This is a genomic window from Ornithinimicrobium pratense, assembly GCF_008843165.1.
In the GTDB taxonomy this organism is placed as follows: Bacteria; Actinomycetota; Actinomycetes; order Actinomycetales; family Dermatophilaceae; genus Ornithinicoccus; species Ornithinicoccus pratensis.
The window spans coordinates 723,379-743,542 of the sequence record NZ_CP044427.1 but is presented as its reverse complement, the minus strand read 5'-3'; the positions used below and the strand labels follow the sequence as shown (position 1 = coordinate 743,542).

The 20,164-nt window shown below is 71.4% G+C and carries 20 protein-coding genes, 2 tRNA genes and 1 pseudogene; 8 read left to right on the top strand and 15 right to left on the bottom strand.

Annotated elements, in window-relative coordinates; genetic code table 11:
- The first annotated feature begins 37 nt into the window (after window positions 1-37).
- Complete coding sequence (locus FY030_RS03420; RefSeq protein ID WP_158060289.1) at window positions 38-517, top strand: hypothetical protein; 480 nt, start codon at window positions 38-40, stop codon at window positions 515-517.
- Between the two features lie 19 nt (window positions 518-536).
- Here the strand turns inward: FY030_RS03420 and FY030_RS03415 are convergent, their stop codons facing one another.
- The 3 genes from FY030_RS03415 to FY030_RS03405 all read right to left on the bottom strand — a co-directional run bounded on the left by FY030_RS03415 (window position 537) and on the right by FY030_RS03405 (window position 2,459).
- The gene (locus FY030_RS03415; protein ID WP_238348530.1) at window positions 537-1,682 is read right to left on the bottom strand and encodes a YihY/virulence factor BrkB family protein; all 1,146 of its coding nucleotides are present in this window, start codon (window positions 1,680-1,682) and stop codon (window positions 537-539) included.
- A gap of 76 nt (window positions 1,683-1,758) precedes the next feature.
- Window positions 1,759-1,834 (bottom strand) — tRNA-Lys (locus tag FY030_RS03410).
- 55 nt (window positions 1,835-1,889) lie between these two features.
- Complete coding sequence (locus FY030_RS03405) at window positions 1,890-2,459, bottom strand: nucleoside/nucleotide kinase family protein (protein ID WP_238348529.1); 570 nt, start codon at window positions 2,457-2,459, stop codon at window positions 1,890-1,892.
- Window positions 2,460-2,573: 114 nt separating this feature from the next.
- Between FY030_RS03405 and tdh the strand changes: the two genes are divergently transcribed.
- Window positions 2,574-3,623: an L-threonine 3-dehydrogenase gene (gene tdh / locus FY030_RS03400; protein ID WP_158060288.1), complete on the top strand. Its 1,050-nt coding sequence runs from the start codon at window positions 2,574-2,576 to the stop codon at window positions 3,621-3,623.
- Between the two features lie 10 nt (window positions 3,624-3,633).
- A complete protein-coding gene (locus FY030_RS03395; RefSeq protein WP_158060287.1) occupies window positions 3,634-4,836 on the top strand; it encodes a glycine C-acetyltransferase in 1,203 nt (400 codons plus the stop codon).
- Window positions 4,837-4,860: 24 nt separating this feature from the next.
- Here the strand turns inward: FY030_RS03395 and FY030_RS03390 are convergent, their stop codons facing one another.
- The 3 genes from FY030_RS03390 to FY030_RS03380 form a co-directional block, all read right to left on the bottom strand.
- Complete coding sequence (locus FY030_RS03390) at window positions 4,861-5,823, bottom strand: metal ABC transporter substrate-binding protein (protein ID WP_238348528.1); 963 nt, start codon at window positions 5,821-5,823, stop codon at window positions 4,861-4,863.
- A 2-nt stretch (window positions 5,824-5,825) separates the two neighbouring features.
- Window positions 5,826-7,154: a zinc metallochaperone AztD gene (gene aztD / locus FY030_RS03385; RefSeq protein WP_158060286.1), complete on the bottom strand. Its 1,329-nt coding sequence runs from the start codon at window positions 7,152-7,154 to the stop codon at window positions 5,826-5,828.
- 521 nt (window positions 7,155-7,675) lie between these two features.
- A complete protein-coding gene (locus tag FY030_RS03380; protein WP_158060285.1) occupies window positions 7,676-7,975 on the bottom strand; it encodes a DUF3618 domain-containing protein in 300 nt (99 codons plus the stop codon).
- An 86-nt stretch (window positions 7,976-8,061) separates the two neighbouring features.
- On the opposite strand from FY030_RS03380, the gene bcp reads away from it, so the two are divergent.
- Window positions 8,062-8,538, top strand: coding sequence for a thioredoxin-dependent thiol peroxidase (bcp, locus tag FY030_RS03375; protein WP_158060284.1), 477 nt, complete (start codon window positions 8,062-8,064; stop codon window positions 8,536-8,538).
- A gap of 4 nt (window positions 8,539-8,542) precedes the next feature.
- Here the strand turns inward: bcp and FY030_RS03370 are convergent.
- Window positions 8,543-8,627: transfer RNA gene (locus FY030_RS03370), tRNA-Leu, on the bottom strand.
- A gap of 82 nt (window positions 8,628-8,709) precedes the next feature.
- Here FY030_RS03370 and FY030_RS03365 point away from each other — a divergent pair.
- Complete coding sequence (locus FY030_RS03365; RefSeq protein ID WP_158060283.1) at window positions 8,710-9,537, top strand: SGNH/GDSL hydrolase family protein; 828 nt, start codon at window positions 8,710-8,712, stop codon at window positions 9,535-9,537.
- A gap of 3 nt (window positions 9,538-9,540) precedes the next feature.
- Here the strand turns inward: FY030_RS03365 and FY030_RS03360 are convergent, their stop codons facing one another.
- The 5 genes and pseudogenes from FY030_RS03360 to rph all read right to left on the bottom strand — a co-directional run bounded on the left by FY030_RS03360 (window position 9,541) and on the right by rph (window position 14,101).
- Window positions 9,541-10,404, bottom strand: coding sequence for a PhzF family phenazine biosynthesis protein (locus FY030_RS03360; RefSeq protein ID WP_158060282.1), 864 nt, complete (start codon window positions 10,402-10,404; stop codon window positions 9,541-9,543).
- Window positions 10,405-10,440: 36 nt separating this feature from the next.
- Complete coding sequence (locus FY030_RS03355; protein WP_158060281.1) at window positions 10,441-11,379, bottom strand: homoserine kinase; 939 nt, start codon at window positions 11,377-11,379, stop codon at window positions 10,441-10,443.
- 7 nt (window positions 11,380-11,386) lie between these two features.
- Window positions 11,387-12,480: pseudogene (gene thrC / locus FY030_RS03350) on the bottom strand (threonine synthase).
- Between the two features lie 125 nt (window positions 12,481-12,605).
- Entirely contained in the window at window positions 12,606-13,316 is a 711-nt protein-coding gene (locus tag FY030_RS03345) for a non-canonical purine NTP pyrophosphatase (RefSeq protein ID WP_158060280.1), read from the bottom strand.
- Window positions 13,310-14,101 carry a ribonuclease PH gene (rph, locus tag FY030_RS03340; RefSeq protein ID WP_158060279.1) on the bottom strand — a complete coding sequence of 264 codons (792 nt, stop codon included), beginning with the start codon at window positions 14,099-14,101 and terminating at the stop codon, window positions 13,310-13,312. The genes FY030_RS03345 and rph overlap by 7 nt, the downstream gene beginning before the upstream one ends.
- Before the next feature lie 74 nt (window positions 14,102-14,175).
- Here rph and FY030_RS03335 point away from each other — a divergent pair, with 74 nt between their 5' ends.
- Window positions 14,176-14,457 (top strand): DUF7218 family protein, encoded by a 282-nt coding sequence (locus FY030_RS03335; protein WP_158060278.1) that lies wholly within the window; start codon window positions 14,176-14,178, stop codon window positions 14,455-14,457.
- Between the two features lie 3 nt (window positions 14,458-14,460).
- On the opposite strand, the gene FY030_RS03330 is transcribed toward FY030_RS03335, so the two are convergent.
- The gene (locus FY030_RS03330) at window positions 14,461-15,705 is read right to left on the bottom strand and encodes an MFS transporter (RefSeq protein WP_158060277.1); all 1,245 of its coding nucleotides are present in this window, start codon (window positions 15,703-15,705) and stop codon (window positions 14,461-14,463) included.
- Window positions 15,706-15,771: 66 nt separating this feature from the next.
- On the opposite strand from FY030_RS03330, the gene FY030_RS03325 reads away from it, so the two are divergent.
- Window positions 15,772-16,416, top strand: a complete 645-nt coding sequence (locus FY030_RS03325) for a winged helix-turn-helix domain-containing protein (protein ID WP_158060276.1) — start codon at window positions 15,772-15,774, stop codon at window positions 16,414-16,416.
- Here FY030_RS03325 and yczE read toward each other — a convergent pair.
- Window positions 16,316-17,038: a membrane protein YczE gene (gene yczE / locus FY030_RS03320; protein WP_158060275.1), complete on the bottom strand. Its 723-nt coding sequence runs from the start codon at window positions 17,036-17,038 to the stop codon at window positions 16,316-16,318. The two genes, FY030_RS03325 and yczE, sit on opposite strands and share 101 nt — an antisense overlap.
- 142 nt (window positions 17,039-17,180) lie before the next feature.
- On the opposite strand from yczE, the gene FY030_RS03315 reads away from it, so the two are divergent.
- Window positions 17,181-18,446 (top strand): MFS transporter, encoded by a 1,266-nt coding sequence (locus tag FY030_RS03315; RefSeq protein ID WP_158060274.1) that lies wholly within the window; start codon window positions 17,181-17,183, stop codon window positions 18,444-18,446.
- 58 nt (window positions 18,447-18,504) lie between these two features.
- Here FY030_RS03315 and FY030_RS03310 read toward each other — a convergent pair whose 3' ends face one another.
- Window positions 18,505-20,148 carry a molybdopterin-dependent oxidoreductase gene (locus tag FY030_RS03310; protein WP_158060273.1) on the bottom strand — a complete coding sequence of 548 codons (1,644 nt, stop codon included), beginning with the start codon at window positions 20,146-20,148 and terminating at the stop codon, window positions 18,505-18,507.
- Window positions 20,149-20,164: the final 16 nt, after the last annotated feature.

Sequence of the window (20,164 nt, the reverse complement as noted above, 5' to 3'; positions counted from 1 at the left end):
TGGAGGCGGGCGACGCCGGCGTGATGCAATGCGGGGCATGAACCCAGCGACGATCTCCGAGGCCGACGCGATCACCCTGGTGCGCGCCGAGGCACGCCGGCTGATGGTGCTGGGTGGCGCTGGCTTGCTGGTGGCGATGCTGCTCTACCTGGGGGTGAGCATCCTGTGGCTGGAGCGGCCCGTGCAGGAGGCGGCGACCCGGGCGCTGCCACTGCTGGTCCTGGTCGCGGTGCTGGCCTACTTCTTCCAGCTGCCGCGCTGGGTGCGAGCCCGGCAGGGGCCGGTGGTCAGGGGCACGGTGGGCCGCCTCACCGAGGACGAGATCGTCCTGGAGGGTGGTCAGCAGGGTGCGGTGAGCGTGGTGCTCCCCCGCGGCACGACCGGGTTCCGTCCCGGTGACCGGGTCTGGGTCTGCCCGGACCTGCAGCCGGCCCAGACCGTCGCGGTGGTGGTGCCGGCGCACGTCACCTCGCCCCGTCCGGTGATCAGCGCCCGCGCGCTGCCCGTGCGGGACTGAGGCACGCCCCGGCGGCCCTTCAGTCTTTGCCGCGGCCCTCGAGCCCGACGTCCTTGCCCTGCCGGCGCAGCTCGCCGGCGGCCGTCATCCGCTGCTTGCGGGCCTCGCGGACCGCGTCGGCCTGCTTGGCCTCCTTCTTCTGCGTCCCCTTCACGTCCCGGGGCGGCAGCAGGATGTCCTCCTCCGCGGGCATCCCGGCAGCCAGCTCCCGGCCGCGCTCCAGCTCGGCGTCCAGCTCAGCACCAATGACCAGCACGTTGTTGATGATGAAGATCAGCAGCAGCAGGATGATCACACCACCGATCGCACCGTAGGTGGCGTTGTAGCTCTCCTCCCCGCCGAAACCGGTGAGGTAGAAGAAGAAGCCGGCCGCCGCGAGGATGGCCACGATCACAGCGAGCGCCGCGCCGGGCGAGAGCCACTTGAACGAGGGCTGGCGCACGTTGGGAGTGCCCCAGTAGAGCAACGCCACCATGACGACGAGGATCACCAGGATGACCGGCCACTTGGCGATGTTCCACACCGTGTCGACGGTCCCGGACAACCCGATTGCGCCGAAGACCGCCTCGGACACCGCACCGGACAGGGTGACGGAGAGAATGATGGTGACCAGGCCCAGGAGCATCAGCAGGGTGATGACCAGCAGCCAGGGGCGCAGTTTCCACACCGGCCGCCCCTCCTCGATCTCATAAACCTTGTTCATCATCCTGCTGAAGGCGTTGACGTAGTTGGAGGCCGACCACAGGGCGCCGAGCAGACCGACGACTAGCAGGATCCCTGCTCCCCCGGACTCGCCCATGCTGGCGATATAGCTCTTGACCGTCTCCAACGTGTCCTGCTGCACCCCCAGATCGCCGCCCAGCTGGTCGATCACCTCGTTGATCGCGCCACCCTCCCCCTCGGCCCCGGACTGGCCGAAGAGGGACAGCAGCGTGGACAGGGCCAGCACCATCGGCGCCAGCGACATGATCGCGAAGTAGGTCAACGCAGCGGCCAGGTCGGGCCCACCGTCCTTGCCGAACTCGGACAAGGTGCGCTTGAGCACACCCTTCCAGTGCGACTTCGGCAGGTCGGAGGGGCTGTCCGGGGCGTTGTCCTGCGCCCGCTCGAACTTCCCGTCGTCCTTGCCCCGCTCGATGGTCTCTCGATGCTGCGTATCACTCACGTCGAGAAGTGTGGCACGGGGATGCAGAAGGGGCAGGCCCGAACCGGACCTGCCCCGTGCTGATGCTGCCGTGCGATGGTGCGCCCACAGGGACTCGAACCCCGAACCCGCTGATTAAGAGTCAGCTGCTCTGCCAATTGAGCTATAGGCGCGCAACAGCGAAGAATATTACCACCCGCCGATACCTCGGCGAAATCGGCGAACTCCTCAGGTCCGGACCAGCACGTCTGCCCGCTCACGGGTGCCGTCCGCCCTGAACAGGACCTCCTCCTGGGCCGCCCACCGCTCCCAGTGCGGGCGGTAGCTCTCCCCGTCCCGGGCCAGCCCGCGCCGCATCCGCTCCGCCGGGTCCGCCTCCACCCAGACCGCCACCGCGACATACCTCGCGGCTGGTCCGACGCTGCTGCCGCACCCCTCGACGACGAGCAGTTGCGTGGGCGGGACCGCAACTGACTGCGCCCAGTCGTCCCGGTGCCAGTCCCAGCGCCGGTATGCCGCCCGATCACCCCGCGCAAGCGGCTCCAGCACCTGCGTGGCAAGCAGACCGGGCGCCTGCGCCAGCCCGCCCCAGCCCGGGAAGAGGTCATCCATGTGCACCAGGGGCGCGTCCAGCCGCGCGGCCAGAGCCGTGCCCAGCACCGTCTTGCCGGACCCGCTGGGCCCGTCCACGGCGACCACCAGCGGACCATCCGTCGAGCGCCGACCCCCCTCCCGCCGGACGACGGCCAGCACCCGGGCCACGTCATCCTCGTGAGCCACCCCCACCTCCCGCGTCACCACAGGCCTCCTGCGATCGTCTCCACCCGCTCCTCCACCGCGCCACCGTAGCGGCAGGTCGACCGGCACCCCCGCACCGCGGTCTGGGCTGACGGATACGTCAGGATGGGGACCATGCGCGCCCTCGTCAAGCCCAGTGCCGGGCCCGGCCTGGTCCTTACCGACGTCCCCGAGCCCTCCCCCGGGCCGGGCGAGGTGAAGATCAGGGTGCTGCGGGCGGGGTTGTGCGGCACCGACCTGCACATCCAGGCCTGGGACGACTGGGCCGCCTCCATGCTTCAGCCGCCGCTGGTCGTCGGGCACGAGTTCTACGGCGAGATCGTCGAGCTCGGCCAGGGGGTGCCCGGCGACCGCTACGGACTGCAGGTCGGGCAGCGCTGCTCGGTCGAGGGGCACGTGGTCTGCGGGCACTGCCGCAACTGCCGCGCCGGCCGCCGGCACATGTGCGTCAACACCTCTAACCTCGGCGTCAACCGCGACGGCTGCTTCGCCGACTACGTGGTCGTGCCCCACAGCAACGTCTGGGTGCAGCCTGACCTCATCGACCCAGACCTGGGCGCCGTCTTCGATCCGCTCGGCAACGCCGTGCACACCGCCCTGTCGTTCCCGCTGGAGGGCGAGGACGTGCTCATCACCGGCGCGGGGCCGATCGGGGTGATGGCCGCCGCGGTGGCCCGGCACGCCGGCGCTCGGTATGTCGTGGTGACTGACGTCTCGGCGCCCCGTCTGGAGCAGGCGCGGGCGGTCGGGGCCGACCTGGCCGTCGACGTCTCCCGCGAGCGGATCTCGAACGCTCAGCGGCGGCTGGGCATGACCGAGGGCTTCGACGTGGTGCTGGAGATGAGCGGCAGCCCGCGCGCGATGAGCGAGCTCATCGACAACTGCACCCACGGCGCCAAGGTGGCCATGCTGGGGCTGCCCGCCGAGCCCTACGCGATTGACTGGGGCAAGGTGATCACGCACATGATCACGCTGAAGGGGATCTACGGCCGGGAGATGTACGAGACCTGGTACAAGATGACCGCCATGCTGCAGACCTCGCAGCTGCTGCGGGACCGGATCCGCTCGGTCATCACCCACCGCTTCCCCGCCGAGCAGTGGGAGCAGGCCTTTGCCGCCGCCCGCTCCGGCGAGGTCGGCAAGGTCATCATGGACTGGAGCTGAGGAGAGAGACATGTACGGAGTCAAGGACCAGCTGCGCGCCGAGCTCGACCAGATCGAGGCGGACGGGCTGACCAAGAAGGAACGGCTGATCACCACTGCCCAGAGCAGCCACATCGGCACCACCCAGGGCGACGCGCTGAACTTCTGCGCCAACAACTACCTGGGCTTGGCCAACCACCCCGAGGTCGTCGCCGCCGCGCGGGAGGCACTCGATGAGTGGGGTTTCGGGATGGCCTCGGTGCGCTTCATCTGCGGCACCCAAACTCTGCACCGGGACCTGGAGCGGGCCATCGCCGACTTCGTCGGCACCGAGGACGCCATCCTCTTCCCCTCCTGCTTCGACGCCAACGGCGCGATCTTTGAGGTCCTGCTCACCGCCGAGGACGCGGTGATCTCCGATGAGCTCAACCACGCCTCGATCATCGACGGCGTCCGGCTGTCCAAGGCCCAGCGCTTCCGCTTCCGCAACCGGGACATGGTCGACCTGCGGGCCCAGCTCGAGGCCGCACGTGCGGCCGACACGCGTCGCACCTTGATCGTCACCGACGGTGCCTTCTCGATGGACGGCTACCTCGCCCCGCTGGAGCAGATCTGCGACCTCGCCGAGGAGTTCGGCGCGATGGTCATGGTCGACGACTCGCACGCGACCGGTTTCGTCGGTCAGGGCGGCCGTGGCTCGCACGAGGCCTGCGGGGTCTTTGACGGCGTCAACAACCGTATCGATATTCTCACCGGCACCTTTGGCAAGGCCCTCGGGGGCGGCTCGGGCGGCTTCGTCGCCGGTCCGCAGGAGGTCGTCGACCTGCTCAAGCAGCGTGGCCGGCCCTACCTGTTCTCCAACGCCGTCGCGCCGTCGGTGGTCGCCGGGTCGCTGAAGGCGCTGGCGATCGCCCGCGACTCCGACGAGCCCCGCCAGGTGCTGCGCCGCAACGCCGAGCTCTTCCGCTCGCTCATGACCGAGGCCGGTTTCGACCTCCTGCCCGGCGAGCACGCGATCGTCCCGGTGATGTTCCCCGGCGAGGACGGCGCCCTCAAGGCCAGCCAGATCGCCGACGTCATGCTCACCAAGGGTGTCTACGTCATCGCCTTCTCCTTCCCCGTCGTCCCGAGAGGCCGGGCCCGGATCAGGGTCCAGCTCTCCGCGGCCCACTCCGAGGACGACGTCCGCGCCTGCGTCGGCGCCTTCGTCGCAGCCCGGGACGAGGTCGGTTGACCCGGCGCTGACCACGCCGTCAGCTCAACTGCACCCCTGGCCGTCGCGAAGCGCCTCGAGGTTGCTGCGCATCACCTCCAGGTAGTTGGAGCCGGGGCTGGCTGACGTAATGCCCTCGACGGGGTCGAGGACGAGCACTCGGGCTCCCGTCTCGCTGGCGATCGTCTCGGCGAGCTGGCTACCGAGGATGACCTCGGCATAGACGGTGTCGACGTCGTGCTCCCGGACGACGGCGGCGATGTCAGCCATCCGCGCCGGGCTGGGCTCCGCCTCCGGCGCCAGACCGGAGATGCCGACCTGCACCAAGCCGTGGGCGTCGGTGAGGTAACCGAAGGCCTCGTGCGAGGTGACAACGATCTGCTGCCGGCACTGGGCCAGCCCATCCTCGTACTCCGCGGCGAGCTCGCCCAGGTCACCCGCGAGCGCCTCCGCGCCACGACGGTAGGCGTCGGCACCAGCCGGGTCCAGGAGGCTGAGCTCGTCGGCGATCACCCCGGCCGCGACGGCGTAGCGGTCCAGATCAAGCCACCAGTGCGGGTCCACCGGGTGAGGGGTGCCTTCAGCATCGGACACCTCCTCGTCGACGCCCGCCCCGGTCCGTTTCAGGTCCAGCAGGGGCGCCACGTCCAGGGCATGGACGTCTCTTGTGGCGTGCACGACAGAGTCCACTGGAGCCTGCATGCCGCCGGAGTAGACCACCAGGTCTGCCTCGGCCACCGTCCGCACGTCCCCCGGTGACAGTTCCAGGGTGTGCGGGTCCGCGCCCGGTGCGGTCAGTGTCGTCAGTTCCACGCGATCACCCGCGACCCGCTCCACGGCATACGCGAGCGGGTAGAAGGCGGCGACCACGGCGAGGCTGTCCTCGTCGCTACCACCGGAATCCTTCGTGCTGGCCTCGTCAGGGGGACCGGCGCCGCCGCAGGCGGTGAGCATGAGCGCCGTGGCTGCCGCGACGCCGGCCCGGAGCAAAAGATGGGCGGCGACCACGGTCAGCCCGAGACCCCGGTGATCTCGTTCGGCACCTGCGGTAGTTCGGCGTCGTCGATCACCTCGCCGCTGCGTAGGTCCACCACGTGCAGCTGTGAGGTGGCGGGCTCGGTCACGTAGCCAAAGTTGCCCAGCACGTGCAGCGTCGGCCGCGGCTCCTGCCAGTCCGTAGGCTCCTCCCACGGCGCCACGACTGCGATCGAGTCGAGGATCTCCCCCTGCTCGGTGTCGATGACGTGCAGCGCGCCGTCCGTGCCGAGCACCAGCGCCTGACCGTCCGGCCCGATCCCCAGGGAGCGGAAGCTGTAGCTGGCTGGCAGCTCGACCAGGGTGAGCTCCTCGGCCTCGACGTCGATGAGAGAGACCGTGGTGGGACGCTCCAGATCGGCGTCCGGGTCGGTCTTGTAGTCACCCAGCACAACCGGGAAGTCCTGATGACCAGCGAGGTTGCCGATGCGGGAGTACTCCTGCCCGGTGCTCACCTTGTGGAAATGGTCCCCGTGCAGGACCAGCACGCCGTCCTCGCAGCCCAGCACAACGGCGTCCCCGCCTGCCACGGCCTCACCGTGCACACCGGGGCACTGCTCGCTGCGTGCCAGCTCCTGGCCGTCGGCGTCGACGATGGCGGCGCCGACGCGGGCGTCCTCATCGCCCAGGGTATGCAGCAAGGACCCGTCCTCGAGAATGAGCGCCACCCCGTGGTGCGGCTCGGGGGTGCTGTGCTCAACCGTTGCCGGCAGAGCGTCGATGGTCAGCTCGTCGGGGTCGAGCACGGTGATCTGCCCGGTGCCGTCGTCGAAGAGCACGGTCTGGTCAGCGTGGGTGACCACGTGGCCAGGTCGTTCGGCCTGGAACGCGAGGTCGGTCAGCAGCGGCTCGGTGGTGTAGGAGTGGTCGTGGTCACCGTGCGGCACGCTCCACGCGCCGGTGTCGAGGAGACGGAAGCCGGGACCTCCGGTCAGCAGCAGGTGCCGGTCGTCACCGGCCGGGTTGAGCCGCACGAAGCCCTCGGCGGGGAAGTCGCCGAGCACCTCCAGCGTCATCGCGTCGACGACCAGGACCCCGCCGTCGTAGGTCAGGCCCAGCCGGGGGCTGGCACCGGCCACTTCGGCGCTGGGACGAGCATCGTCCGCCGAGCCGCCCGGGTCGTGGTCGTGCCCATGGCCGTGGTCGTGGTCGTGCCCATGGCCGTGGTCGTCGTCGTCGCCATGGTCCTCGGTCTGGCCTTCTTCGTCCTGACCGCCCGCCTCAGCTGTGCCAGTCCCCTCCTCGCTGACCTCAGCAGTCGGCTCGGTGGCGGGGTCAGGGGCGTCTTGGGCGCATGAGGACACGCTAAATGCCAGCCCAAGGACAGCGGCGGGCCACAGGACGGAACGGCCCGAAAGGGTCAGTGTTGGAGTACGCATATGAGAATGATTGTCATATCGCTTCTCACAAGTCAAGCGCGCTCGTCTGCGCGCCGACTGGCTTCCGAGGGGTCGCCGCAGGGACGGCTCGGCCGCGGGGGCGGCCCCGGACTAGCACACTGCGCTGACGCCGCAGGGGTCGCGGAGGGACGGCCTCGCCGCGGGGGCCTGCCCCGAACTGCAGGCTGCGGTGACGCCGCAGGGGTCGCGGGATTGCCGCAGGCCTGGTGACTCGCCTCCAGATGGCGTACTTCACGCCCGCCGCAGCCGCGGGCACCCCCTACCTGTGCGGGCCGCGCACGGCCTCACCTGCGCACAGGGGGCCCTACGGGGCGGACAACCACCCTCCGGCGGCGTTCTGGGCTACGTGGTGCTCACTGCGCGCTGACCCATCTGGCCGACACGCCGTAAGACCTGTCCGTCCTGGACAGGTCTTAGGGCCAGAGTCAGCCCCTGTTGAAGAGCCTGCGCAGGGTGCCCAGGGTGAGCGCGGTCGCGGCCACGCCCCCCAGCGCCTTGGCGATGTTCTCGTAGCGCGGCTCCCCCGTCGGATCCACGACCTTGTCCTGGGCCCGGTGCACGACCTGCTGGATCTCGCCCTGGACGCGGGCGATGGCGTTGGCCTTGAGGGTCTGCGGGTTCACCCGGTAGGCCAGCTCGTCCACGGTGCGCGCCATACGGCTGCGGGTCGCGGCGATGTCGGCCTCGATCTCCTGCATGGAGCGGTCGGGCTGCTTGTCGGCCATGTACGGGTCCTCCGATGGAGAAGGTGAGCGGTCCGTTTGAGACGATAACCCAACTTGCCCCCAGACGAATCTTCGGAGGTCACCCCATGTCCCGACTCGAGCCCGGCCAGCCCGCCCCTGGCTGGACCTTGACCGACGCGGCGGGCAGGACGGTGAGCCTGTCAGACTTCGCCGGCCGCAAGCTGATCATCTACGTCTACCCCGCCGCGATGACCCCGGGCTGCACCACCCAGGCCTGCGACTTCCGCGACAACGAGGCCGTCTTCCAGCAGCACGGGTATGCCGTGGTGGGGGTCTCCCCGGACTCCTCCGAAAAGCTCGCCCGGTTCGCCGAGAAGGAGTTGTTGCCCTTCCCGCTGCTCTCCGACCCCGACAAGGAGATGCTCACCGCCTACGGCGCCTACGGGGAGAAGAAGAACTACGGCCGGACGGTGGTCGGCGTCATCCGCAGCACCTTCGTCATTGACGAGGAGGGCGTGCTCGAACTGGCGAAGTACAACGTGCGCGCGACCGGCCACGTGGCCTCGCTGGCCAAGCAGCTGGGGATCGCCCTGCCTGCCTGACCGCTGGTGCGCTCGGCGGGACTTGAACCCGCACACCCGAAGGCACAGGAACCTAAATCCTGCGTGTCTGCCAGTTCCACCACGAGCGCGTCGAGGGTCAGCCTAACGACCCTCGGTTGGGCCCGGGCCCACACCTGGCCTGGCGGGTCGTCGACCGACTAGCCTCCTGGCATGAACACCCCTCACCCGGGCCGCCGTCACCTGCTCATCGTCGCCGGCTGCGGGCTCGCCCTCGCCGCGGCGAGTGCCTTCCCCGCCAACGGTTCCCCGCAGCGGTTCGTCTACGACGCCCTGGGCGACTCCTTCGCTTCGGGCTCGGGTGCGGCGGCAGCGCAGGACGCGTGCGGACGCAACGACCTGGCCTACCCGCACGTCCTGGACGGGCGCATGCGGATCGCCCTGGATGACTTCGCCGCCTGCGGCGGCGCCACGATCCCCAGCATGCTCGCCACCCAGATGGCCGCGCTGGGCACCGAAACCGACCTGGTCACGGTCTCGATCGGCGGCAACGACATCGGCTGGTCGGCAGCCGTGACCGCCTGTCTGGTCGGAACCGAGGCACAGTGCGCCCAGTCCATCCAGGCCACCACCCAGTCCATCGAGCAGCAGCTCCCTGCGGACCTGGGCGCGGCCTACACCCAGATCCGGGTGGCAGCCCCGGACGCCCACGTGGTCGTCACCGGTTATCCCCGCCTCTTCTCGCCCGAGCACGGCGACTTCGTGCCCTTCCCGCAACTGCCTGGGATGATCTCGGTGGCCGAGCAGCGGCTGCTGAACGACGGCGCCGACCTGCTCAACGCGGTGATCGCCGACGTCGCTGCGGACCATGGTTTCCAGTTCGTGGACGTGACCAGCAGGTTCACCGGCCACGGGGTCAACGCCGGTGATGCGTGGCTCACCGGTCTCGACCACCCGGTGCCCCTCCACCCGACGGCCGAGGGCCAGCACGCCTACGGCGTGGCGCTGCGCTCGCAGATCAACCCGACCAGCCTGCGTTGACGTTCACCGGAGCAGCACCTGCCCCCTGACGGTCACCGTCGCGTCGCCGCCGACCCAGACCTCGCCGGCCTCGCTCACGACATACACCCGGCCGTCGCGGCGCAGCCGCGAGCCCTGACCCGCGACATACCGGTCTGGCAGGCGGCCCTGGCCGACGAGCCACTGCGCCAGTCCGGCATTGAGGCTGCCGGTGACCGGGTCCTCCATAAAGGCCACACCGTCGCCGTAGAAGGCCCGCACCTCGACGTCCTTGCCTGCCGCCTCGGGATCGGGCCAGCGGCCGACGAGCCCGGCCTTGAGCTGCCCACTCAGGTGCAGGACCGGTTCGACCGCCAGCACCTCCTGCGCGCTGACCAGCTCGATCCCCACCCAGCCGGGGCCGTTGTCGACCCAGCCCATCTGCAGCACCTGCTCCTCGTGCAGGCCCAGGGCCTGCCGCACCACGGCGGCCTGCCCGGCGTCGACCGGGCCCGAACGCAGCAGCGGCGGCGCAGCGAAGGCCAACCGCTCGCCCCGGCGCACGGGCACCAGCCCGACCCCGCACTCCTGCACCACCCGATCGGGGTTCCGTGGCACCCCACCCGCCTCCAGCCAGGCGTGGGCGCTGCCCAGGGTGGGGTGGCCCGCGAACGGCAGCTCGCCGCCGGTGGTGAAGATCCGGACTCGGTAGTCGGCGGCCGGGTCGGTCGGCCGCAGCAGGAAGGTGGTCTCGGACAGGTTGGTCCAGCGAGCGAACGCGCCCATCGTCTCCTCCGCCAGCCCGTCGGCGTCATGGACCACGGCGACCGGGTTGCCGTGCAGCCCGCTGGCGCTGAAGACGTCCACCTGGGAGAAGCGCAAGGTGGCGGGCGAGGCTGACGTGGTCATGCGGTGCATCCTCGCACCACCGGACGAAGCCTCACCTCACCGCAGCTGTAGCCCGATGCCCGGAACGCCCGGGGCAGCCACCTTCCACTCCCTGCCCCACGAGCGGGCCTCGGCCACCACGACGTCCTTCAGCTCGCGGGTGGTCAGGCAGAGGACGGTTGGCCCGGCACCGGAGACCACCGCGGCGTGGCCCAGCGCGCGCAAGGTCTCGACTGCGCCCATCGTTACCGGGTAGACCTCCCGGCGCTGCTCTTGGTGCATCCAGTCCTCGGTCGCGTCCAGCAACAGCGTCGGCTCGCTGGTGAGAGCGTGCACGAGCAGGGCTGCCCGACCGGCCTGACGGATCGCGTCGACCCGAGCTACCTGTGGGCCCAGCACGGACCGGGCCAACGCCGTGTCCAGGCGGTGCCCGGCAGGCATCAGCACGACGGGCACGACGTCGGGGTGCAGCACCGGCCGGGCCGTGCGCACCACCTGGGGCGAGGGCATCCAGGACACGGTCAGGCCGCCGTAGACCGATGCTGAGGAGTTGTCGGGGTGGCCCTCCGTCACCCCGGCGTGCGTGTTGACCAGCCCCAGGTCGGCCTCGGTCAGTGCCCCGTCCCGGACCAGCGCGAAACCCAGGCCCAGCCCGCCGACGATCGCCGCGGCGGAGGACCCCAGACCGGCGGACATGGGGATGGTGTTGCGGCAGGTCAGCCGCAGTCCGTAGCCGCCCAGCCAGCCGATGCCGCCGGCCTCCAGCGCCTCCCGCAGCCGACCGGCCACCAGGTGCCCCTCGTCGGTGGGTAACTGTCCAGCCCCCTCCCCCTCGAGCAGGACCTCGAGGTGACCCGGCTCTGGCAGCACCTGCACCGCATACTCGTCGTGCAGCCCGAGCGCCAGCCCCACCGTGTCGAAACCGGGCCCGAGGTTGGCCGTGCTCGCCGGGACCCGCACCGCCACCGACAGGCCGGCCCGCAGCGCACCTGTCATCCCGGGCTCACCCCAGCCCCAGCGCGTCGGCCGCGCTGACCACGTCGACGCTGACGCGCACCGGCTCCACCTCGTCACCGTCGGCGTTGCGCAGCGCCCACTGCGGGTCCTTCAGACCGTGACCGGTGACCGTGCACACGACCGTCGAGCCTGGGGGCACCAGCCCGGCCGAGTGCGCCTTCAGCAGCCCGGCGACCGACGCCGCCGAGGCTGGCTCGACGAAGATCCCCTCCCGGGAGGACAGCAACCGGTGCGCCGCCAGGATCTCCTCGTCGGTCACAGCGTCGATCAGCCCGCCGGACTCATCGCGCGCGGCCTCGGCCTGCGCCCAGGACGCCGGGTTACCGATCCGGATGGCGGTCGCGATCGTCTCCGGCTCGTCCACCGGGTGACCGAGCACGATCGGCGCTGCCCCCGCGGCCTGGAAGCCGAACATTCGCGGTCGCCGGGTGGCCACCGCGACGCCACCTGCCCCCGGGCGCCGGCGTCGGCATACTCCGCGTAGCCCTGCCAGTAGGCGGTGATGTTGCCGGCGTTGCCGACCGGCAGGCAGTGGATGTCCGGGGCGTCGCCCAGCGCGTCGACGATCTCAAAGGCAGCGGTCTTCTGACCTTCGATCCGGGCCGGGTTGACGCTGTTGACCAGCTCGACCGGGTAGGCCTCGGCCAGCTTGCGGGCCACGGTCAGGCAGTCGTCGAAGTTGCCGTCCACCTGGATGAGCGTCGCCCCGTGCGCGATCGCCTGCGACAGCTTGCCCATCGCGATCTTGCCCTCCGGCACCAGCACACCGCAGGTCATCCCGGCCTTGGTCGCGTAGGCGGCGGCGCTGGCCGAGGTGTTGCCGGTCGAGGCGCAGATGACCGCACGGGCACCCTTGCGGGCCGCGTCGCTGATCGCCGCGGTCATGCCCCTGTCCTTGAACGACCCGGTCGGGTTCAGCCCCTCGTACTTCACGTGCACCTGAGCCCCTACGAGCTCGGAAAGGTGCTCGGCCGGGATGAGCGGCGTGCCGCCCTCGCGCAGGGTCACGACCTGCTCCGTGAGGCCGGCGGGGAGCCGGTCGGCATACTCGGCGATCACGCCGCGCCACTGGTGCGCCATGGGTACCTTCTTCTGACGGGTGACGTCGAGTCTCTTCTGACGCGTGACGTCGGGTCAGGGCAAGAGTATGGCGTGCCGCAGGCACCGAGCGAACGGCACCTGGGCAGGTGCCCGGCGGGCGCCGGTCAGCCCAGGAGCCGCTCGATGTCCCCGGCCAGCTCGCGGAAGGCCGCGCCGCGGTGGGAGATCGCGTTCTTCTCCCCGGCGGTGTGCTCGGCCAGGGTCCGACCGTCGGGCCGGACCAGGAGCGGGTCGTAGCCAAAGCCGTTGGCCCCCCGGGGCTCGCGGGCGAGCACGCCGCGGCAGGTGCCCTCCCGGACCACCTCCGTCGCGGCGACTCCACCACCGACTCCACCACCGGCTCCACCGCTGCCAGCTGCACGGCCCGCCTCGCCCTCGACACCTCCCCGCCCGGGCACCACCAAGGCCGCGGCGCAGACGAAACCGGCCCCTCGGTACTCGTCCGGCACGTCGGCCAGCTGGGCCAGGAGCAGCCGGTTGTTGGCCTCGTCCTTGGCGACACCGGTGGCCTGCGCGAGCGGCCCGGCCCACCGCGCGGAAAAGACACCGGGCGCGCCGCCCAGCACGTCGACCGCCAGCCCCGAGTCGTCCGCGAGCGCCGGCAGCCCGGTGGACGCTGCGGCATACCGTGCCTTGAGCAGGGCGTTCTCGGCAAAGGTGACCCCGGACTCGACCACGTCCTCCAGACCCGCGAAGGCATCGAGCCCGACGAGCTCGAGCCCGGTGGTCCGGAGCACGTCGGCGAGAATCTCGCGCAGCTCGCCGACCTTGTGACCGTTGCGGGTGGCCAGGACCAGTCGGCGCTCGCTCACCACGTGGGCGGACCCAGGTCGATGGCGGCGCCCGCCTCGTGTGAGTCGGCCCCGCCCATGTCGTCGCCGCCGAAGGCCATCGCCTGCCGAGCGGTCAGCTCGGCGCAGCCCTCGGCCGCCAGGTCCAGCAGGGCGTCGAGCAGCTCGCGGTCGAAGGGCACCCCCTCGGCGGTCCCCTGGATCTCAACGAACCGGCCGTCGCCGGTCATCACGACGTTCATGTCGGTGTCTGCGTCAACGTCCTCCACGTAATCCAGGTCCAGCACCGGCTCCCCGGCGACGACCCCCACGCTGACCGCGCACACCGACCCGGTCATCGGCTCCTTGCCCTTGGGGATCAGGCCCTGGGCGCGGGCGTTCTCGATCGCGTCGACCAGCGCGACGTAGGCCCCGGTGATCGCGGCAGTGCGGGTGCCACCGTCGGCCTGGAGCACGTCGCAGTCGATCTGGATGGTGTTCTCCCCCAAGGCCTGCAGGTCGACGACCGCCCGCAGGGACCGCCCGATGAGCCGGCTGATCTCGTGCGTGCGCCCGCCGATCCGGCCACGGACCGACTCACGGTCCGAGCGGGTGTGCGTGGCGCGCGGCAGCATCGCATACTCGGCCGTCGTCCACCCCTTGCCGCTGCCCTTGCGCCAGCGCGGCACCCCCTGGGTGAAGCTGGCGGCGCACAGCACCCGGGTGCGGCCGAACTCGACCAGCACGCTTCCCTCGGCGTGGTCGAGCCAGTTGCGGGTGAAGCGGATGTCGCGGAGCTGGTCGGGCGTGCGGCCGTCGTGGCGGGTCATGCTTATCAGGGTATGCGGTCCCCCACGGACCCCTCAGCCTGCCGCGCGGGGCGGGACGGCATATCGTCGGGCTCATGGCGCAGAAGAAGCAGGAGGAGGACCCCGGCCCGAGCGTGAAGGACCCGGAGGTGTACGAGGCCCTGCGCGACGATGGGGCGTCCAAGGAGAAGGCGGCCCGGATCGCCAATGCGGCCGCCAACAGCTCCCGCAGCGAGGTCGGCGAACGCGGCGGCGAGGCCGGCAGCTACGAGGACCGCACGGTGGAGGATCTGCGCAAGCGCGCCGCCGAGCTCGATATCGAGGGGCGTTCCTCGATGACCAAGGGCGAACTCATCGACGCGCTGCGCAACCACTGACCCTCAGGCCTGCGGCTCGGGCCAGTCGGCCGGCCGGGGCAGCGTGCGCAGGCCCCGATCCGCGAGGAGGGCCAGCACGGCCAACAGGCAGATCGTCCCTGCCGTCATCAACGTCGGGGTCAAACCCACCCAGGCCAGGCCGAGGCCGGCGATGACCGGCGAGAGCGGGACCGCTCCGGTGGTGAGCAGGGAGGCGCCGCTGAGGGCCCGACCCAGCAGCCGGCGCGGCACCAGGTGCATGAAGTAGCTCATCATGGCGGCGTTGCAGGCCGGGGCGCCGAGCGTACCGACGAAGAGCACGGCCAGGGTCGGCCAGAAGCCCGGCACGAACGGTAGCGCGGCCATCGACAGCCCGGCCATCGCCATCCCTACCGTCGCCACGACGCCCGAGGGCACGTGCTGCACGATCCGGGTCGCGGCCACGGCCCCGACCAGCATGGCCGAGCCGATGGCGCTGGTGACCAGACCGATGCGGGCGGGGTCCAGCCCCTGCACGCTCAGGCCGTAGATCAGCGTGGTGACGCCGCTGGTGAGCCCCAGGTTGAGCAGCATCGCAACGCACAGAATCCGACGCAGCACCTGCTGGCCCCAGAGCCAGCGCACCCCGTCGGCCGCCTCACGCCAGGCCGAGCCGGCGGTGGAGGGGTCGCGGTCGGCCTGAAAGTCGCCCTTGAGCGCCAGCGCGGAGAGCGCGCTGGTGACGAAGACCGCCGCAGTGGTCAGCAGCGCGATCACCGGGCCGAGCACCAGGAGGGCGCCACCCGCCGGGCCGGCCCCGAGCTGCACGGCGGCGTCCCGGGCCTGGTTGGCGCTGGAAGCAACCGGCAGCTGCTCGCTGCTGACCACCTGCTTCAGGGCCGCGTCGGAGGCGACGCCCAGCAGCCCAGCGCGAATGCCGGCGAGCATGTTGAGCACGGCGAGCGCCGTCACGCCGAGGCCGGTGGCGTAGGCCACCGCCATGAGGACAGCCAGCCCGGCGCCGAGCCCGCCGCTGAGGACCATGAGCCGGCGCAGGTCGTGCCGGTCGGCGAGCACGCCTCCGACCAGGGTGGTCACCACCCGGGCGCCGACGCCGAGAGCGGCGACGGCCCCGGCCAGGGCGGGGTCACTCGTCAACAGGATGACGACCAGGGGGAGCACGAAGGCCTGCACCTGGGTCGCGAGCCCCACCGCGGTGTCGGTCAGCAGCCAGGTCAGGTAGCCCGGTTGGCGCCACAGTGGCGCCGCCGAGGAAGCAGGTCGGAACATATCCGCAACATATAGTGCGCAACTACACTTGCGCAACTGTCCTTGCGCACTTGGTAGACTGCCTCTATGGCCGCCCACGTCCGGATGACCTCGCCCATGCTCAAGGCGATGACTCACCCCCTGCGCCGCCGCATCGTGAGCCTGATGCGGCACGACCAGCCGATGCGGGCTGTGGACCTGGCCCGCCAGCTCGACGTGCCGGCCAACTCGGTGAGCTTCCACCTGCGCACGCTGGCCGACGCCGGGATGATCATCGAGGCGCCCGAGCACGCCCGCGACCGCCGGGACAGGGTCTGGGTGGCGGCGGGCGACGGGTTTAGCGTCCCCGACCCCGGCACCCTGCAGGAGGAGGACGAGCCGGCCCTGCGTGCCTACCTGGACCAGGCCGGCATCGACCTCCAAGAGTTGGTCCGCACGGCGCTGGTCTGGGCGGTGGAGTGGAGCAGCGGGCGGGACGAGGTGCAGCGGGCCGCGATCAGCCTGGGCACCCTGAGGGCCACCCGTGCGGAGATCGACCTACTGGTTGAGGAGCTGGAGTCCGTCATCAGGCGGACGCGCCAACGGCTGCAGGAGTCGGAGGCGGGCGAGGTCCGTCAGGACTGGGACTTCCTCACCCTGGTGGCTGAAGCAGGCCTGGGTCAGGCTGGCTCCGCGCAGGCTGCACCGGCACCACGAGCCACGGCAGCAGCAGCTGGGTCAACGGACCGATGAACAGGGCGTAGAGCACCGTCCCAAGGCCCAGGACGCCGCCCAGGACGAAGCCGACCACGACCACCCCCACCTCGATAAGGGTGCGCACCAGCCGAATCGAGCGGCCGGTCGTGCGGGCCAAGCCGGTCATCAGCCCGTCGCGGGGGCCGGGACCCAGCTGGGCGCCGATGTACATCGCCGTCGCCAGGGCGTTGAGCATGATCCCGGCCGTCATCAGCCCGATCCGGGGAAGCCAGCCCTCCGGCGGGTCCACCCAGGACAGGACCGGGTCGACGACCAGCCCGACAAGGACCGCGTTGGCCACCGTCCCCAGGCCCGGTGACTGGCGCAGCGGGACCCAGATCAGCAGCACCGCCACCGAGGTGAGGATGACCACCTGGCCGAAGGTCAGCGGCACGTGCCGGGCCAGGCCCTGGTGCAGCACGTCCCAGGGCATGACCCCCAGGGCGCCGCGGATGAGCAGGGCCATCGAGACGCCGTAGAGCACCAGCCCGAGCACCAGCTGCGGGATCCGCAGACCCAGTCGCCCGGCGCGCAGCTGCTCCAGCGGACCCAACGCCTGGAGCTGACGGCGGGGGTCGGCCGCCCGGGCTGACACACGCTCGCGTCGATGGCTCGTCATGGGCGAAGCGTATGTCGAGCCAGTCCTGCGTCTGCGCCGGTGGGGTACCATGGGAAATTGCATCAAGGGTCCCGTGCGTCGGGAGGCAGGGACGGCGCACACGTCCTTCGACGGACCCTTGCCCGAAAGGTCTTCCTCACGGATGTCTCCTGTGCAGTCTTACCTCCGACTGTTCGGCCTCACCGGCCCCCTCTATGTCGCCGTCGCCTTCATCGGCCGCCTGCCGATGGCGATGTCGCAGATCGCGGCGCTGCTCGCGGTCACCGCAGCGACCGGGTCCTACGGCGCGGGGGGCGCCACCGCCGGTGCCCTGGCCGTGGCCAACGCGATCGGCGCCCCCATCGCCGGCTCCCTCACCGACCGGGTCGGACAGCGTCCGGTCCTGCTCGTCCAGAGCATCGCGGGGGCCATCGGGCTGGGCGTGCTGGCCGTCCTCACCGCCACTCACGCCCAGGGTGACCCGTGGTGGCCGCTGCCGGTGGTGGCGGCCCTGGGCGGGGCTTTCGTCCCCCAGGTCGGCACCATGGCGCGGGTGCGCTGGCGGCCGATCAGCCGGGCGGCCGGCAGCGAGGATCCCCGGGTCATGGACGCCGCCTTCTCCTACGAGGGCGCGGCCGACGAGGCCTCCTTCGTGCTCGGCCCGGCGGTCGTCGGGCTCATCGCCGCCCTGCTCAACCCGATGGCCGCGCTGGCCGTGGCCGCCGTCATGCTGGGCATCTTCGCCACCTGGTTCGCCGTCCACCCGACCGGCGCGCTGGTCATCCCCGCCGGCCTGACCGGTGCGGGCCGGGGCCGGCTGCTCACCCCCGCCCTGCTGCTCCTGGCTGCGACCCAGCTGTCCATCGGCATGGTCTTCGGCTCGGTGCAGACCGGCACCTCGGTGCTGGCCACCCAGGCCGGCGAGCCCGGCCTAACCGGGCTCCTGCACGCCCTGCTGGGCGTCGGCAGCGTCATCGCCGGTCTCCTGGTCGTGGCCCTGCCCCAGCGGTTCGCCTACCCCCAGCGGCTACGCGTGTTCACCTCCTCGATGCTGGTGCTCGCCCTGCCGCTGCTGCTGGTCGACACCCTGGTCGGCCTGGCCTTCGCCCTGCTCGGCCTGGGCGTGGCGATCGCGCCGTCGATGATCACCACCTTCACCCTTGCTGAGCGGGCCACCCCCGTGGAGCGGCTGGGCGCGGCGATGACCATCCTCTCGGCGACCACCGGCACCGGGTATGCCGTGGGCGCGGCCCTCGCCGGCCGGCTCGCCGACATCGGTGGCCACCGGCCTGCCCTGGCGGTCTCGGTCGGCGCGACCGCCCTGGCCTGCGCGCTCGGCGTCGGCGGCTACCGCCTGCTGACCCGGACCGACCGCGCCCGGTCCGAACCAGAGCCGGCGCCGCAGCACCCGGAGCTCAGCGCGCGCTGATCCGGCGGCCTGGAGTCGGCCCACACGGCCCAGGGATGCCCCGAGTCGACCCACCCGGTCAGGTGACGCGGACGCTGACCTCGTGCCACCCGCTGGCCCCGTCCGGTGCGGGCCGGGCGACGAGGTCCGTCTGCACCTCTCCCGTAGCGTCCGTGGCCCGCACCCGGAGCCGGTGCCGGCCCGGTGTCGCGTCGGGCCACGTCCAGCGCCACAGCCGCCAGGCGTCCACCGACGGCTCGGCCAGCAGCTCGGCCACCTGCCACGGACCGTCGTCGACCTGCACCTGCACCTGATCCACGCCGCGGAGCTGGGCCCAGGCGACACCGGCGACGACCACCTCCCCGGCCACGACCCGAGCACCGGTCCGGGGCACGTCGATCCGCGAGGCCGTCTTGATCGGCCCGAGAGCCGACCAGCCGCGGGGCGTCCAGTAGCCTTCGTCGGCATCGAACCGGGTCACCTTGAGCTCGGTCACCCACTTGGTCGCCGAGACGTAGCCGTAGAGTCCGGGCACGACCAGTCGGACGGGGTATCCGTGCCTGGCCGGCAGCGGCTCACCGTTCATGGCCACCGCCAGGAGGGCGTCGCGATCGTCGGTCAGCGCCTCCAACGGCGTGCCGGCCGTCCACCCGTCGACGCTGCGGGAGAGCACCATGTCGGCCTCGGGAGCCACCCCGGCGCGCGCGAGCAGGTCACGCACGGGCCAGCCCTGCCAGCGGGCGTTGCCGACGAGGTCGCCACCCACCTCGTTGCTCACGCAGGTGAGGGTGACCAGCGCCTCGACGTGCTGCTCCGCCAACAGGTCGGCATAGCTCATCTCGATCTCCCGCTCCACCAGGCCGGTCACCCGCAGCGTCCAGGTCTCAGGGTTCACCCGCGGCACCCGCAGTGCGGTGTCGATGCGGTAGAAGGCGTCGTTCGGGGTCAGGTATGCCGTGTGCCCCGGTGTGCTGCTGCCCGCAACGTCCGGGACGCCCACCGTGCGGATCGGTCGGGGCAACGGCATCGCCGGGGTCGCCGGGCCAGCCGTCCTGAGCAGGCCGCTGCCACTGGTGCCGATCGCCACCCCGACCAGCCCGAGGGCGGTGAGGCCGCCCGCCGTGCGGAGCACCTCCCGGCGCGGTGCACCGACCGGCATGGGCTCGACGGCTGCGGGATGCGCTCCGGGATGCGCTCCGGGATGCGCTGCGGCACGCCGGGGATGGGCGAGGGGCGGCACTGGACCGGCCTGAGCCGCCCGGCCCTGGTCGCTCAGCCGCCCCAGCAGCCAGGTGCCGACGGCTGCGCCCACCACGGTCGGCACCGCGTCCAGCAGTCCGCTGTCCGGCCGGCTCAGCACCGCTGCCACCCCCAGGGCAGCCACCGCCAGGAAAAGGACCTGCGCCAGGTCCTTGCGCCGGGTTGCCAGCAGGCCCACGGCGGCACAGACCACGGACAGGACGAGCGCCATACCCACCCCGAGCGCGATCTTGTCCGCGGTCCCGAAGATCGCGATTGCCCAGTCCTTGAGCCAGGCAGGCGTGCGGTCCACAAAGGCGGCGCCCACGGCCAGCAGCGGCGAGGGTGTGCCCGCGCTGGCGAGCGGCCCGGACCAGGCTGCGGCCAGCAGCTCGGCGGTGCCGAGGGTGACCGCCCCGGCGGCGATGCCGGTCAGCCCCGCACCACGAAGGTCGCTAGCGCGGCGCACGGTGCGGGTGTCCATGCTGCAGTGTCCACCC

Excerpts from the sequence above, each read along its gene's own strand:
- FY030_RS03420 (WP_158060289.1), top strand. The coding sequence starts at position 38 with ATGAACCCAGCGACGATCTCCGAGGCCGACGCGATCACCCTGGTGCGC.
- tdh (WP_158060288.1), top strand. The coding sequence starts at position 2,574 with ATGCGCGCCCTCGTCAAGCCCAGTGCCGGGCCCGGCCTGGTCCTTACC.
- FY030_RS03395 (WP_158060287.1), top strand. The coding sequence starts at position 3,634 with ATGTACGGAGTCAAGGACCAGCTGCGCGCCGAGCTCGACCAGATCGAG.
- FY030_RS03380 (WP_158060285.1), bottom strand. The coding sequence starts at position 7,975 with ATGGCCGACAAGCAGCCCGACCGCTCCATGCAGGAGATCGAGGCCGAC.
- bcp (WP_158060284.1), top strand. The coding sequence starts at position 8,062 with ATGTCCCGACTCGAGCCCGGCCAGCCCGCCCCTGGCTGGACCTTGACC.
- FY030_RS03365 (WP_158060283.1), top strand. The coding sequence starts at position 8,710 with ATGAACACCCCTCACCCGGGCCGCCGTCACCTGCTCATCGTCGCCGGC.
- FY030_RS03360 (WP_158060282.1), bottom strand. The coding sequence starts at position 10,404 with ATGACCACGTCAGCCTCGCCCGCCACCTTGCGCTTCTCCCAGGTGGAC.
- FY030_RS03355 (WP_158060281.1), bottom strand. The coding sequence starts at position 11,379 with ATGACAGGTGCGCTGCGGGCCGGCCTGTCGGTGGCGGTGCGGGTCCCG.
- rph (WP_158060279.1), bottom strand. The coding sequence starts at position 14,101 with ATGACCCGCCACGACGGCCGCACGCCCGACCAGCTCCGCGACATCCGC.
- FY030_RS03335 (WP_158060278.1), top strand. The coding sequence starts at position 14,176 with ATGGCGCAGAAGAAGCAGGAGGAGGACCCCGGCCCGAGCGTGAAGGAC.
- FY030_RS03330 (WP_158060277.1), bottom strand. The coding sequence starts at position 15,705 with ATGTTCCGACCTGCTTCCTCGGCGGCGCCACTGTGGCGCCAACCGGGC.
- FY030_RS03325 (WP_158060276.1), top strand. The coding sequence starts at position 15,772 with ATGGCCGCCCACGTCCGGATGACCTCGCCCATGCTCAAGGCGATGACT.
- yczE (WP_158060275.1), bottom strand. The coding sequence starts at position 17,038 with ATGACGAGCCATCGACGCGAGCGTGTGTCAGCCCGGGCGGCCGACCCC.
- FY030_RS03315 (WP_158060274.1), top strand. The coding sequence starts at position 17,181 with ATGTCTCCTGTGCAGTCTTACCTCCGACTGTTCGGCCTCACCGGCCCC.
- FY030_RS03310 (WP_158060273.1), bottom strand. The coding sequence starts at position 20,148 with ATGGACACCCGCACCGTGCGCCGCGCTAGCGACCTTCGTGGTGCGGGG.